The sequence below is a fragment of the Pseudonocardia lutea genome, from assembly GCF_042658055.1.
GTDB classification, from domain to species: Bacteria; Actinomycetota; Actinomycetes; order Mycobacteriales; family Pseudonocardiaceae; genus Pseudonocardia; species Pseudonocardia lutea.
This window is the reverse complement of record NZ_JBHSQK010000103.1, coordinates 20203-33361: the sequence shown is the minus strand read 5'-3', so window position 1 is coordinate 33361 and position 13159 is coordinate 20203. Positions and strand designations below refer to the sequence as shown.

Below are 13159 nucleotides of genomic sequence, written 5' to 3'. Positions count from 1 at the left end.
GCCGCGCTGCGCCGCCCGCCCGTGCGACGGCCGCTGGACTCCGGCGTCGTCGAGCACGCCGGCGAGGTCACCCTCGCCCGCGACGCCGCCGCGGGCCGCGACCCGGCCCTCGTGCTGCGGGTCGCCGCCACCGCGGCGCGCACCGGCCTGCCGGTCGCCGCCGGCACCCTGCACCGGCTGGCCGAGACCGCGCCCGAGCTGCGCGAGCCCTGGCCCCGGGCCGCCCTCGGCGAGCTGCTGTCCCTGCTCGGCACCGGCGAGGGCATGATCGACGTGATCGAGGCGCTGGACCGGACCGGGCTCTGGGGCCGGCTGTTCCCCGAGTGGGGCGCGGTGCGCGACCTGCCGCCGCGGGACCGGGCGCACACGTGGACCGTGGACCGGCACCTCGTCGAGACCTGCGCGCAGGCCGCGAAGCTGACCACGCGCGTCTCGCGCCCGGACCTGCTGCTGGTCGGGGCCCTGCTGCACGACATCGGCAAGGGCCGCGGCGGCGACCACTCCGAGGTGGGGGAGTCGCTGGCGCTGCAGATCGGGCGACGGCTCGGCTTCGGCGAGCACGACGTCGGGACCCTCGGCGCGATGGTCCGCCACCACCTGCTCCTGCCGCACACCGCGACCCGCCGCGACCTCGACGACACGGCCACCCTCGACCGGATCGTCGAGACGCTCGACGGCAACCCGCTGCTGCTCGACCTGCTCGACGCCCTGGCCGAGGCGGACTCGCTGGCCACCGGGCCCGGGGTGTGGAGCCCCTGGAAGCGCGCGCTGATCCGCGACCTGACCGGGCGGGTGCGCGCGCTGATGATCGGCGAGCCGTCGCCGGGCCCGGTGCCCATCGCGGACACCGCGGAGCAGGCCGCGGCCGAGGTCGTCGCGGGTGTGGAGAAGGAGGGCAGGCCGCAGCTGCGGCTGATCTCCGAGCGGGACCTCGCGACCGTCGTGATCGGGATGCCGGACCGGCCCGGGGCGCTGTCCGCCGCCGCCGGGGTGCTGGCGCTGCATTCGCTCGAGGTGCACGCGGCCACGGTCACCACCGAGGGCGAGGTGCGGATCTCGGGCTTCGCCGTGTCGCCGCGCTTCGGCGGGCTGCCCGACCCGGCCGTCGTGCGGCACGACCTCGGCCGGGTGCTCGACGGCTCCCTCGGGCTGGCCGAGGCGCTGGCGCGCAAGGAGCGCGACTACGCCCCGACCACCCAGGCGGTCGAGCGGACCGCCCCGCCCCGCGTGCTGTGGTTCGACGACGAGGCGACCGGCGCCGTCGTCGTCGAGCTGCGGGGGCAGGACCGGATCGGGCTGCTGCACCGCGTCGCCGCGGCGCTCGAGGAGTCGGGGCTCGACATCCGGTGGGCCCGGGTGGCGACCCTCGGCGCGTCGGTCGTCGACTCGTTCGGGGTGTCCGGCCCCGGCCCGGACGGGCAGGTGCCGCGCACCGACCGGCGGCGCATCGAGCAGGCGATCCTCGCCGCGGCGGGAAGGGCGCGGACGACCTCGCCGGCACGCTGACCGCGGCACCGGGGAGGATCCGGGCATGAAACTGGTGACGGGGATCGTCAAGCCGTTCGCGCTCGGCGACGTCAAGGACGCGCTGGAGAAGCTCGGCGTCCTGGGCATGACGGTGACCGAGGTGCAGGGCTTCGGCCGGCAGAAGGGCCACACCGAGGTCTACCGGGGCGCGGAGTACGCCGTCGACTTCGTGCCCAAGATCCGGGTCGAGGTCGTGGTCGACGACGCCGTGGCCGACCGGGTCGTCGACGCCCTGGTCGGCGCCGCCCGCACCGGCAAGATCGGCGACGGCAAGGTGTGGGTCACCCCCGTCGAGACGGTGGTCCGGGTCCGCACGGGGGAGCGCGGCACCGACGCCCTGTAGCGAGGCCCGGCCGACCGCGAGTCGGAAGTTCCGGCACCGCGAGTCGCGAGCTCCGGCACCGCGAGTCGCGAGTTCCGGGAGCTCGCCGGGACCGTCCCTGTGGTGCAGCTGTGAGGAACCGGGTGGGCGGAACGAACCGGCGGAACCGGACGTTGGGTGCCCATGAGCCTCGCAACCGTGCCCGGCGACACCCCGCCCCGCCCGTTGCCCCTCCCGTCGGGACCCGGGCTCGCCGCGGGGCGTGCCGCGGCGCCGGTGCGGCTGTCGGTGCCGGGACGCGCGCTGGTGCTGGTCGCGGGCGTCCCCGGTGCCGGCAAGAGCACGCTCCTCCGCCGCATGCCCGCCCTGCCGGGGCTCCGGGTGCTCGACTCCGAGACCCAGCGCGACCTGGTCGCGGGCCTCCTGCCCGGCGTCCCGTACTCGCGGATCAGGCCGCTGGTGCACCTCCTGCACCGGCTCGCGGCCGTGCTGGCGGCGATCGGCTCGGTCCGCGTGGTCGTCGTGCACCTGCCGGCGACCTCCCCCCGGCTCCGCCGCCTCGTCCGGGGCGTGGCGCGACTGACCGGCCGCGAGGCGTACCTCGTGTGGGTCGACGCGGCACCCGAGGAGGCGCTGCGCGGGCAGGCCGACCGTGGTCGCATGATCGAGAGCGGCTCCTTCGCCCGGCACGTGACCAGGGCGCAGGGCCTCGCCGCGCGGATCTCCGCGGGGACGCTGGGCGAGCCGTGGACTCGCGCGATCGCCCTCGACCGGCCCACCGCCGCTCGCGGCCTCGCCGTCACCTCCTGACCGGGACGGACCGACGCGGGCCCACGACCCGAACACCCGCAGGTGCCCGCTGTCGGTGCCGGAGCTCGCGACTCGCGGTGCCCGAACTCGCGACTCGCGGTGCCGGAGCTCGCGACCGCGGGAACACGGAGCGCACCCGTGGAGGGCCCGCCGGCGGTGAGCAGGGGTCTGCGTCGCCACCCGGCGGCCACGTAGACTCGCTGGGGTGTTCGACACCCTGAGCGACCGCCTGTCCGGAGCGCTGCGCGACCTGCGCGGCAAGGGGCGGCTGTCCGACGCCGACATCGACACCACGGCGCGCGAGATCCGCATCGCGCTGCTCGAGGCCGACGTCGCGCTGCCGGTCGTGCGGTCCTTCATCGCCCGCATCAAGGAGCGGGCGAAGGGTGTCGAGGTCTCGCAGGCGCTGAACCCGGCGCAGCAGGTCGTCAAGATCGTCAACGAGGAGCTCGTCGCGATCCTCGGCGGCGAGACCCGCCGGATCGCGCTGGCCAAGGAGCCGCCGAGCGTCGTCATGCTCGCGGGTCTGCAGGGTTCCGGTAAGACCACCCTCGCCGGCAAGCTGGCCCGCCACCTCAAGGACCAGGGCCACACCCCGCTGCTGGTCGCCTGCGACCTCCAGCGGCCCAACGCCGTGAACCAGCTGCAGATCGTCGGCGAGCGTGCCGGGGTGCCGACCTTCGCGCCCGAACCGGGCAACGGCGTCGGCGACCCGGTCGACGTCGCGCGCCGCGGTGTCGCGTTCGCCCGCGAGAAGCAGTACGACATCGTCGTCGTCGACACCGCGGGCCGCCTGGGCGTCGACGCCGAGCTGATGCAGCAGGCCAGTGACATCAAGGCCGCGGTGCAGCCGGACGAGACGCTGTTCGTGGTCGACGCCATGATCGGCCAGGACGCGGTGGCCACGGCCGAGGCGTTCCGCGACGGGGTCGGCTTCACTGGGGTCGTGCTCACCAAGCTCGACGGCGACGCCCGCGGCGGTGCCGCGCTGAGCGTCCGCGAGGTCACCGGCCAGCCGATCCTCTTCGCGTCGAACGGCGAGAAGCTCGAGGACTTCGACGTCTTCCACCCGGACCGGATGGCCAGCCGGATCCTGGGCATGGGCGACCTGCTCACCCTCATCGAGCAGGCCGAGCGGGTCTTCGACGAGGAGCAGTCGCAGAAGGCGGCGCAGAAGATCTCCACGGGCGAGCTCACCCTGGAGGACTTCCTCGAGCAGATGCTCGCCATCCGCAAGATGGGCCCGATCGGCAACATCCTGAACATGCTTCCCGGCGCCAACTCGGCGCAGATGAAGGAGGCGCTGGCCCAGGTCGACGACAAGCAGCTGGACAAGCTGCAGGCGATCATCCGCGGCATGACCCCGGCCGAGCGCGCGGACCCGAAGATCATCAACGGGTCGCGGCGGCTGCGCATCGCCAACGGCTCGGGCGTCACCGTCTCGGACGTCAACGACCTGGTCAACCGCTTCTTCGAGGCCCGCAAGCAGATGAAGATGATGGCGGGCCAGTTCGGCTTCGGCGGCGGCCGCTCGGCCACCCGGAAGCAGGCGAAGAACAAGCGCAAGGCCAAGCAGGCGAAGAAGAACGGCCGGCCGAACCGGCAGCCCGCCGGGGCGAACCCGTTCGGCGCCGACCTCTCGCAGCTGCCGCCGAGCCTGCAGCAGCTCCCGCCCGGCCTCGACCAGCTCCCGCCCGGGTTCGACCCGTCGAAGCTCGACTTCGGGAACAAGAAGGGCAAGTAGTGCTGCACCTGCGCGGCACCGTCCTCCCGGACGGCGGCCGGGACCTGTACGTCGACGACGCCGGCCGGGTCAGCGCGGAGCCCCTGGCCGGGGCCGAGACCGTCGACGCCCCGTTCATCCTCCCCGGGCTGGTCGACGCGCACTGCCACGTCGGGATCGCGACCGGCGGAGCGCCCGCCGAGCTGGCGGAGTGCGAGGAGCAGGCGATCGTCGAGCGCGGCGCGGGCGCGCTGCTGCTGCGCGACTGCGGCTCGCCGACCGACACCACGCCCCTGCGCGGGCGGGTGGACCTGCCGGAGATCATCCGCGCGGCACGGCACCTGGCCCGGCCGAAGCGCTACATCGCCGGCCTCTCGATCGACCTCGACGACCCGGCCCTGCTGCCCGAGGCCGTCGCGGAGCAGGCCGCCGCCGGCGACGGTTGGGTGAAGCTCGTCGGGGACTGGATCGACCGGGGCAGGGGCGCCGACGCCGACCTGGCCCCGCTCTGGCCGGACGACGTGCTGGAGGCCGCCATCGACGCCGCCCACGCGGCCGGGGCCCGCGTGACCGCGCACGTCTTCGGCACCGAGGCCCTGCCCGGGCTGATCGGCGCCGGGATCGACTGCATCGAGCACGGCACCGGCCTCACGGACGAGCTGATCGCCGAGATGGCCGCCCGCGGGACCGCGCTCGTGCCGACGCTGATCAACGTCGACACGTTCCCGGGGATCGCCGAGAAGGCCGGCAAGTACCCGGCCTACGCCGAGCACATGCGCGCGCTGCACCGCACCGCGCGGGACACCGTCGGGCGGGCGATCGACGCCGGCGTCCCCGTCTTCGCCGGCACGGACGCGGGCGGCGGCATCCGCCACGGCCGGATCGCCGACGAGGTGGAGGCGCTCCGGCAGGCCGGTCACCCCGATGCCGTCGGCGCCGCCTCCTGGGCCGCCCGCGGCTGGCTCGGGCGGCCGGGGCTCGAGCCCGGCGCGCCGGCCGACGTGGTCGTGTACCGGGAGGACCCGCGGCGGAACCCGGCGGTCCTGCGCGATCCCGCGCTGGTCCTGCTCCGCGGCCACCGGTACTGAGCGTCCCGCCCGGCCCTGCGGCCCGCTTCCCGTCGCCGCTGCGCACCCGGTGGACCGAACCCGTGCACGGAACCGTGCGCGGGCACGCCGCGCCGCGGTGCGCCGGGTAGCGTCGTGATCGTGGGCCAGCCCGACTCGACCCCGGACCCGCCGTCCGTCCCGCCGCCGTCCGGCCCGTCCCCCTCCACGCCGCCGCCGTACCCGTCCCCGTACCCGCCGCCCGGGGTGCCGGCGGCGGGCCCGGCCACGGAGACCTCGGAACCGCCACCACCCGAGGAGCCGCCCCCGCACCGCTGGGGCATCGGGGCGTACGTGCTGGTCGAGATCCTCTTCCTCGGCTCGTCGTTCCTGATCGCCGCACTGCTGGCGGACCCCGGGAGCCCGTCGGTCGCCGCGGTGGTCCTCGGGCTGTCCGTGCCGACCGTGCTGGCCGCCGGGACGGCCGTGCTGATCACCCGGGTCCGCGGCAACGGGCCGCGGATCGACCTGGGCCTGCGGTGGAGCGCCCGGGACGTCGGCGCCGGCCTCCTGTGGGGCCTGGGCGGTCTCGTGGTGAGCGTCCCCGCGTCACTGATCTTCGTGGCGATCGTCGGGTCGGACAACGCGACCACGGCCGTCGGGCAGGCGTTCGACGGCATCCGGGTCGGCTGGCCGGTCGCGTTCGGGGTGTTCGTGCTGGTCGCGTTCGTCGCACCGATCTGCGAGGAGATCGTCTACCGCGGCCTGCTCTGGGGCGCGGTCACGAAGCACGGGGCGAACCGGTGGGTGGCCTTCGCCCTCACGACCCTGTTGTTCGCCATGGCGCACTTCGAGCTGACGCGTACGCCGTTGCTGCTGGTCGTGGCGCTGCCCATCGGCCTGGCCCGGGTGTTCACCGGCCGGCTGCCGGCGAGCATCGTGGCGCACCAGGTCAACAACCTGCTGCCCGCCCTGGCGTTGGCGCTGACCCTGACCGGAGGGGTGCCCGCGCCGGCGTAGGCATCTGGCAGAATGGCGTGTCAGGTCCGTGGCCGGCCCTCTACCGATGCCGCGGCCGGGAGCAGTCGAGTGAGCGAGCCGTACCCCCACGCGGTCCTGCGCTGACTCACGAGCAGCACACACGATCCGCGAGGAGCACCGAGAAGCGTGGCCGTCAAGATCAAGCTGATGCGTCTGGGCAAGATCCGCCAGCCGTACTACCGCGTCGTCGTCGCCGACGCGCGCTCCCGCCGCAGCGGGCGCGCCATCGAGACGATCGGCAAGTACCACCCGAAGAGCGAGCCGAGCCTGATCGAGATCGACTCGGAGCGCGCGCAGTACTGGCTGGGCGTCGGCGCCCAGCCGACCGAGCCGGTTCAGCACCTGCTCGAGGTCACCGGCGACTGGCAGAAGTTCAAGGGCCTGCCGGGCAGCGAGGGCACCCTCAAGCCGCAGCCGGAGAAGGTCGACAAGCTGGCCCGGTTCAACGCCGCCCTGGCCGCGGCGGGCGAGGAGCCGACCACCGAGGCGACCACCCCGAGGAAGAAGGCCGCCAAGGCCGACAAGGAGGCCGGCGCGGACGAGCCGGCCGCGGAGTCGACCGAGTCGTGAGCGTCCTGGCGGACGCCCTGGAGCACCTGGTCCGGGGCATCGTCGACCACCCGGACGACGTGCGGGTGGATCTGGTCACCAACCGCCGGGGCCGCACGCTCGAGGTCCGGGTGCACCCGGACGACCTGGGCAAGGTCATCGGTCGCGGCGGGCGCACCGCCAGCGCGCTGCGCACCGTGATGGGGGGCATCGGCGGGCGGGGCGTGCGGGTCGATGTCGTCGACACCGACCGGTAGCGCGGGGGACGAGCGGGCACTCCTCGTCGGCGTCGTCGCGCGGGCCCACGGCCTGCGCGGCGAGCTGGCGATCGACGTGCGGACGGACTCGCCGGAGGCGCGCTTCGCCGCCGGATCCGTGCTGCGCGCCCGCCGCCGCGGCGCCCCGGACACGACGCTGACCGTGGAGAGCAGCCGTCCCCACTCGGGGCGGCTGCTCGTCCGCTTCGCGGAGGCCCCGGACCGCACGGCCGCCGAGGAGCTCCGCGGCACCCAACTGCTGGTGTCGGTTGCGGAGCTGGCGCCACCGGAGGACCCGGAGGAGTTCCACGTCCACCAGCTCGAGGGCCTGCGCGCCGAGCTGCCCGACGGCACCGTGATCGGGACCGTGCGCGAGGTCGTCCTCGGCCCGGGCGGCGACCTGCTGGCCGTCGCCCGCGAGGACCGGCCGGACGCGCTGGTCCCGTTCGTCGCCGACATCGTCCCGACGATCGATCTCGAGGGCCGGCGCGTGGTCGTCGACCCGCCCGAGGGCCTGCTGGACCTCGACACCCCCTGACCCGCCCCTGACCTGCTCCGAGAGGCCCCGTCGCTCCGCGGCGGGGCCTTTCTCGTGCCGTCGGCGTCAACCCAGGTTGACGAGGCGCAGTCGTCAACGTAGGTTGACGGCATGACAGATGCGACGGCGGTGGCCGCGGCGGCGTCCAGCAAGGACCCGCACGTCGGCCTGGCGGCGGTGGCGGCGCTCCGGGCGCTGCAGGAGTCGCTCGAGGAGCTGCAGGTCGGCAACGCGCGGGCCCAGGGCTGGTCCTGGGCGCAGATCGCCGGCGTGCTGCAGGTGAGCAAGCAGGCGGTGCACAAGAAGTACCGGCGGCTCGGGTACTAGGGGGACGACGATGTTCGAACGGTTCACGCAGGCGGCCCGCCGAGCGGTGGTGCTGGCCCAGGAGGACGCGCGCGAGCGCCGGCAGGCGCAGATCCGCACCGAGAACCTGCTCCTCGGCCTGTACGACGCACCCGGGACGCCGGCGTCGACGGCCGCGGCGCTGCTCCGCCGGGCCGGGGTGAAGCGGTCCGACGTCGCCGACGAGGTCAAGCGGCGGGCGCGCGAGGAGGCCACGCCGGACGCCGCGAAGCTGGCCCTGCTCGGCATCGACCTCGACGAGGTGCGCCGGCAGGCCGAGGAGACCTTCGGCCCGGGGGCGCTCGAGCGGACCCGGGCGGGGAAGCGGCGCCGGATGTTCGGGCACATCCCCTTCGACGCCGCCTCGAAGAAGGCGCTCGAGCTGTCGCTGCGCGAGGCGCTGCGGCTCAAGCACTCCGAGATCGGCAGCGAGCACGTCCTCCTCGGTCTGCTGCACGCCGAGGGCGGGGCGCGGGAGCTGCTGGCCGCGCGCGGCGTCACGCTGGAGAGCATGCGCGCCGCCGTCGAGGAGCTCGGCCGGGGCCGGGCGAGCGGCTGACCGGGAGTTCGACTCTCGCCGACGGTGTCCTCCTGACCGGTGCGGGCGGAGGGGAGCCCTCGACCTCGGCGAGCTCGGTCGCCGGCGCGGCGAGATCAGCCCGATCGCCGTGGTCAGGACCGGCGCGAGCAGCACCGGCAGCACGAGCGCCCACTACCTGCCGGTGGACCACAGCGAGGACGGACCGGTGGGCACGTCGCGACCTCCCCTTTGGCAGGATCCGCCCGGTGCGGATCGACGTCGTGACCATCTTCCCGGGCTACCTCGCGCCGCTGCGCGAGGCGCTGCTGGGCCGGGCGGTCGAGAAGGGCCTGATGGACGTCCGGGTGCACGACCTTCGGCGCTGGACGCACGACGTGCACCAGGCCGTCGACGACGCCCCCTACGGCGGCGGGCCGGGCATGGTGATGAAGCCCCAGGTGTGGGGCGAGGCGCTCGACGAGGTGCTCGGCGAAGGGGCCGACCACGGGCCCGCGCGGCTGGTCGTCCCGACACCCGCGGGCCGGCCGTTCACCCAGGCCACCGCACGGGCGTGGGCGGGGGAGGAGCGGCTCGTCTTCGCCTGCGGCCGCTACGAGGGGATCGACCAGCGCGTGGTCGACCACTACGCGGCGCAGATGCCCGTCGACGAGGTCAGCATCGGGGACTACGTCCTGGTCGGCGGCGAGGTGGCGGTGCTGGTGATGGTCGAGGCCGTCGCCCGGCTGCTGCCCGGCGTGCTCGGCAACCCGCGCTCGGCGGCCGAGGACTCCTTCTCCGACGGCCTGCTCGAGGGACCCTCGTACACCCGGCCCGAGGTGTGGCGGGACCTGCCGGTGCCGGCCGTGCTGCGCAGCGGCAACCACGCCGCCGTCGACCGCTGGCGGCGCGACCGGGCCCTCGAACGCACGGCCGAGCGGCGCCCCGACCTGCTCGCCGCGCTGCCCGAGGGGGCCCTGGACGCGGCCGACCGCGCGGTGCTCGATACCCTGGGGGCAGCGGAGCGGGGCTGACCGGCCCCACCGGTGTCACCCGCTCGGAACCCGTCTGGCACTATGGACGGGTTGCCATGGGCCGACGCACGTGTGTCGGCGCCTCCCATCGGGGACTGGTGCCCCTGCCCGAGCCCCGGCACGCACGCACGACGATCATTGGACGAGGACGGACCGCGCGATGAACACCCTGGACGACCTGGACGCACAGATCCTGCGCTCCGACATCCCCAGCTTCCGGCCGGGTGACACGCTCAAGGTGCACGTGAAGGTCATCGAGGGCAACCGCTCCCGGGTCCAGGTGTTCCAGGGCGTCGTCATCCGCCGCCAGGGCGCCGGCGCCCGCGAGACCTTCACGGTCCGCAAGGTGTCGTTCGGCGTGGGCGTGGAGCGCACCTTCCCGGTGCACACCCCGAACATCGAGAAGATCGAGGTCGCCACGCGGGGCGACGTGCGTCGCGCCAAGCTCTACTACCTCCGCGACCTGCGCGGCAAGGCCGCCAAGATCAAGGAGAAGCGCGAGACCCCGACGGCCTCCTGAGCCCGTCACCCGTTCGCGACGCGACCCTGACGTAGCCTCACCACGTGGCGTCACCCGAGCTCCCCGACGACCGCCGCGGCCAGCCGCGGCGGTACGGGCCCGCGGATCCGTCCGACCCGCGGTCGGGCGCGGTGGCGCCCGTCGGTGAGGTGCCCGCGCGGCACGTGCCCGGCACCGGGCCCGCCGGCGCCCCCTTCCCGGGACCGCAGGGCGGGTTCGACGGCCGCGCGCCGGGCTCGAACAGCTACGCCCCCGGGCGGGTCAGCGGCTCCCCGGGCAACGGTTCCCTGGGCAACGGCTCGCCGAGCAACGGCCTCCAGGTCGACGGGACTCGGCCCGACGGCCACGGCGCGTGGCACGGTCGAGGGCCCCAGGGTCCGCCGTACCCCGGCCCGGCCCGGCCCGTCCCGTCGGACGGCCCGCCCCCGCGCAACGGTGTCCCACCGAACGGGGAGCGGCCCTTCCACGCCGCCGGCCCCCCGCCCGGTGCCCCGCCGCGGCCCGCGCACAGCAGCCCCGGCTTCCGCCCGGTCGGCGGCGCGCTGAACGGGTCCGGCCCGGAGCCGCGCCGCGGCTCACCGCGCCGACCCCTCGACGACGACCGCCCCACGGACGTCGTCGGCATGCCGCCGGTCCCCGCCGAGGCGGATTCCGAGGTCACCTCCGAGGTCACCGAGACGACCGATCCCGCCCCGATCGAACCGCAACGCCGGGTCGATCCCTCCGCCGCCGAGTCGGACGGCGTCCCCGGCCGGCACCGCCGCCGCGCGGGCGCCACCTCCGGCAGCCACCCCGCCTCGGACTACGTGCCCAAGCGCGGACCCGGCGGCAAGAAGCCCCGCTCGGGGCGGCGCCGGCGCAACACCTTCTGGAAGGAGCTCCCGCTCCTCGTCGGTGTGGCGCTGGTCCTCACCATCCTCATCCAGGCCTTCCTGGCCAAGGTGTACGTGATCCCGTCGGGCTCGATGGAGACCACGCTGCACGGCTGCACCGGCTGCAACAACGACCGGGTGCTCGTCGACAAGGTCACCTACCGGTTCGGCGACCCGCAGCCCGGCGACGTCGTGGTGTTCCGCGGGCCCGACTCCTGGGTCAACACCGAGTTCACCGTCGACGAGCCGACCAGCACGTTCGGCGAGGTCGTCCAGCAGTTCCTGTCGCTGATCGGGCTCGCGCCGCCGGACGAGAAGGACTTCGTCAAGCGCGTCATCGCCGTCGGCGGCCAGACCGTGTCCTGCTGCGACTCCCGCAACCGGGTCATGGTCGACAACCAGCCGCTCGACGAGCCCTACATCTACTACCTGCCCGAGGCCGGGCCGGCGCGGCAGATCCCCTTCGGCCCGATCACCGTGCCGCAGGGCGAGCTGTGGGTGATGGGCGACAGCCGCAACAACTCGTCGGACTCCCGCGTCGACGGCCACGGGCCGATCCCGGTCGACAACGTCATCGGCAAGGCCCGGATGAAGGTGCTGCCGGTCAGCCGGTTCGGCTTCATCGACAGCACGAACCCGCAGCAGTCGCAGGCGACCGCCCTCGGGGTCGCCGGGGACGGCGCGCCGCTCGCCCTGGGGGTGCTCGGCGTGGTGCCGTTCTGGCTGCTCCGCAGGCGATCCCTGCTCGCGGCCGAGGAGGAGTTCCTGCCCCGCCGACGTCGAACCTGAGGTGGCTGCACCCGTCCAGCGGCCCGCCCGCCGCCCCCGGAGGAAGCGTCCCGCCGAGCTCCTGCCCCCGGAGTGGAAGCCCGGCCGGGCCACCGTGCGCGCCTCGGCCGGCACCTGGACCCTGCAGAGCACGCTGCAGCGGCACGGGCTCGGTCCCGTCGCGGGCGTCGACGAGGCCGGGCGAGGGGCGTGCGCCGGCCCGCTGGTGGTCGCGGCCTGCGTGCTGCGCGCCGGCGACGCCAAGCGGCTCGAGGGTCTCACCGACTCCAAGCTCCTCACCCACGCGGTGCGCGAGGAGTTCTACTACCGGATCCTGCGCCGGGCCGAGGACTTCTCGGTCGTGGTGATCCCGCCGGCCGAGGTGGACCGCCGCGGTGTGCACGTCGCCAACGTCGAGGGCATGCGCCGCGCCGTCGCCGGGCTGAGCCGTCCCCCGGGCTACGTCCTCACGGACGGCTTCCCGGTCCGCGGGTTCGGCCGGCCGACCCTGGCCGTGCCCAAGGGCGACCTGACGGCGGCGTGCGTGGCGGCGGCGTCCGTGCTGGCCAAGGTGACCCGGGACCGGCTCATGGTCGAGCTCGACGGGCGCCACCCGCAGTACGGCTTCGCCGAGCACAAGGGCTACTGCACCCCGGTTCACGACGCGGCCCTGACCGAGCACGGGCCGTGCCCCGAGCACCGGTTCTCGTTCGTGAACGTCGCGTCGGTGGCCCGCGTCGGCGACCGGGTGGCGTTGGTCCAGAATGGGGCGGCCGGCGAGGAGACCGAGGACGCGGACGACGTGGAGTTCGCGGCGACGGACGAGGAGGTCCTCGTCGGGGACGCGGGCGAGGACAGGGTCGCAGGGGGAGTGGAGTCGTGAGCGCCGAGGATCTCGAGAAGTACGAGACCGAGATGGAGCTCACGCTCTACAAGGAGTACCGCGACATCGTCTCGCAGTTCTCGTACGTCGTGGAGACGGAGCGGCGCTTCTACCTGGCCAACTCCGTCGACGTCGCGCCCCGCAACGCGGACGGCGAGGTCTACTTCGAGGTCCGGATGTCCGACGCGTGGGTCTGGGACATGTACCGGCCGGCGCGGTTCGTGAAGAACGTTCGGGTGGTGACGTTCAAGGACGTCAACATCGAGGAGCTCGACAAGCCCGACCTGCGGTTGCCCGAGGGCGACCAGTTCGGCCACTAGGCCCTAGCACCTCCCCCCGACGGTTCCGGTCCGTCGGGCCGCCCGCACCGGCGGTTGTCCACCGTCCGCGGCTCCTGTGGAGCACTT

At 74.6% G+C, this 13159-nt stretch carries 16 protein-coding genes; all 16 read left to right on the top strand.

What is annotated here, in order from left to right; all coding sequences use genetic code 11:
• A partial coding sequence (locus tag ACFQH9_RS29635; RefSeq protein WP_379571309.1) for a [protein-PII] uridylyltransferase occupies positions 1 to 1506 on the top strand: 1506 nt, incomplete at its 5' end.
• Between the two features lie 25 nt (positions 1507 to 1531).
• Positions 1532 to 1870: a P-II family nitrogen regulator gene (locus ACFQH9_RS29630; RefSeq protein WP_379571307.1), complete on the top strand. Its 339-nt coding sequence runs from the start codon at positions 1532 to 1534 to the stop codon at positions 1868 to 1870.
• A 162-nt stretch (positions 1871 to 2032) separates the two neighbouring features.
• Positions 2033 to 2659: an AAA family ATPase gene (locus tag ACFQH9_RS29625; RefSeq protein ID WP_379571305.1), complete on the top strand. Its 627-nt coding sequence runs from the start codon at positions 2033 to 2035 to the stop codon at positions 2657 to 2659.
• Positions 2660 to 2864: 205 nt separating this feature from the next.
• A complete protein-coding gene (gene ffh / locus ACFQH9_RS29620) occupies positions 2865 to 4403 on the top strand; it encodes a signal recognition particle protein (protein ID WP_379571303.1) in 1539 nt (512 codons plus the stop codon).
• Complete coding sequence (locus tag ACFQH9_RS29615) at positions 4403 to 5470, top strand: amidohydrolase family protein (RefSeq protein ID WP_465269547.1); 1068 nt, start codon at positions 4403 to 4405, stop codon at positions 5468 to 5470. The genes ffh and ACFQH9_RS29615 overlap by 1 nt, the downstream gene beginning before the upstream one ends.
• Positions 5471 to 5590: 120 nt before the next feature.
• Complete coding sequence (locus ACFQH9_RS29610; protein ID WP_379571301.1) at positions 5591 to 6448, top strand: CPBP family intramembrane glutamic endopeptidase; 858 nt, start codon at positions 5591 to 5593, stop codon at positions 6446 to 6448.
• 147 nt (positions 6449 to 6595) lie between these two features.
• Positions 6596 to 7039, top strand: coding sequence for a 30S ribosomal protein S16 (rpsP, locus tag ACFQH9_RS29605; protein WP_379571299.1), 444 nt, complete (start codon positions 6596 to 6598; stop codon positions 7037 to 7039).
• Positions 7036 to 7275: an RNA-binding protein gene (locus tag ACFQH9_RS29600; protein WP_379571297.1), complete on the top strand. Its 240-nt coding sequence runs from the start codon at positions 7036 to 7038 to the stop codon at positions 7273 to 7275. The genes rpsP and ACFQH9_RS29600 overlap by 4 nt, the downstream gene beginning before the upstream one ends.
• Complete coding sequence (gene rimM, locus ACFQH9_RS29595) at positions 7253 to 7813, top strand: ribosome maturation factor RimM (protein ID WP_379571295.1); 561 nt, start codon at positions 7253 to 7255, stop codon at positions 7811 to 7813. The genes ACFQH9_RS29600 and rimM overlap by 23 nt, the downstream gene beginning before the upstream one ends.
• A gap of 111 nt (positions 7814 to 7924) precedes the next feature.
• Positions 7925 to 8140 carry an AsnC family protein gene (locus tag ACFQH9_RS29590; RefSeq protein WP_037046931.1) on the top strand — a complete coding sequence of 72 codons (216 nt, stop codon included), beginning with the start codon at positions 7925 to 7927 and terminating at the stop codon, positions 8138 to 8140.
• 10 nt (positions 8141 to 8150) lie between these two features.
• Positions 8151 to 8717 (top strand): Clp protease N-terminal domain-containing protein, encoded by a 567-nt coding sequence (locus ACFQH9_RS29585; protein ID WP_379571292.1) that lies wholly within the window; start codon positions 8151 to 8153, stop codon positions 8715 to 8717.
• 227 nt (positions 8718 to 8944) lie between these two features.
• Positions 8945 to 9709 (top strand): tRNA (guanosine(37)-N1)-methyltransferase TrmD, encoded by a 765-nt coding sequence (gene trmD, locus ACFQH9_RS29580; RefSeq protein WP_379571290.1) that lies wholly within the window; start codon positions 8945 to 8947, stop codon positions 9707 to 9709.
• Positions 9710 to 9869: 160 nt separating this feature from the next.
• Positions 9870 to 10229, top strand: a complete 360-nt coding sequence (rplS, locus tag ACFQH9_RS29575; RefSeq protein WP_037046942.1) for a 50S ribosomal protein L19 — start codon at positions 9870 to 9872, stop codon at positions 10227 to 10229.
• A gap of 44 nt (positions 10230 to 10273) precedes the next feature.
• Positions 10274 to 11890 carry a signal peptidase I gene (lepB, locus tag ACFQH9_RS29570; RefSeq protein WP_379571288.1) on the top strand — a complete coding sequence of 539 codons (1617 nt, stop codon included), beginning with the start codon at positions 10274 to 10276 and terminating at the stop codon, positions 11888 to 11890.
• 61 nt (positions 11891 to 11951) lie between these two features.
• On the top strand, positions 11952 to 12752 hold the full coding sequence (locus ACFQH9_RS29565) for a ribonuclease HII (RefSeq protein WP_379571313.1): 801 nt from the start codon (positions 11952 to 11954) through the stop codon (positions 12750 to 12752).
• On the top strand, positions 12749 to 13072 hold the full coding sequence (locus ACFQH9_RS29560; RefSeq protein WP_037046945.1) for a DUF2469 domain-containing protein: 324 nt from the start codon (positions 12749 to 12751) through the stop codon (positions 13070 to 13072). Before ACFQH9_RS29565 ends, ACFQH9_RS29560 begins: the two co-directional genes overlap by 4 nt.
• The last annotated feature ends 87 nt before the right edge of the window (positions 13073 to 13159 follow it).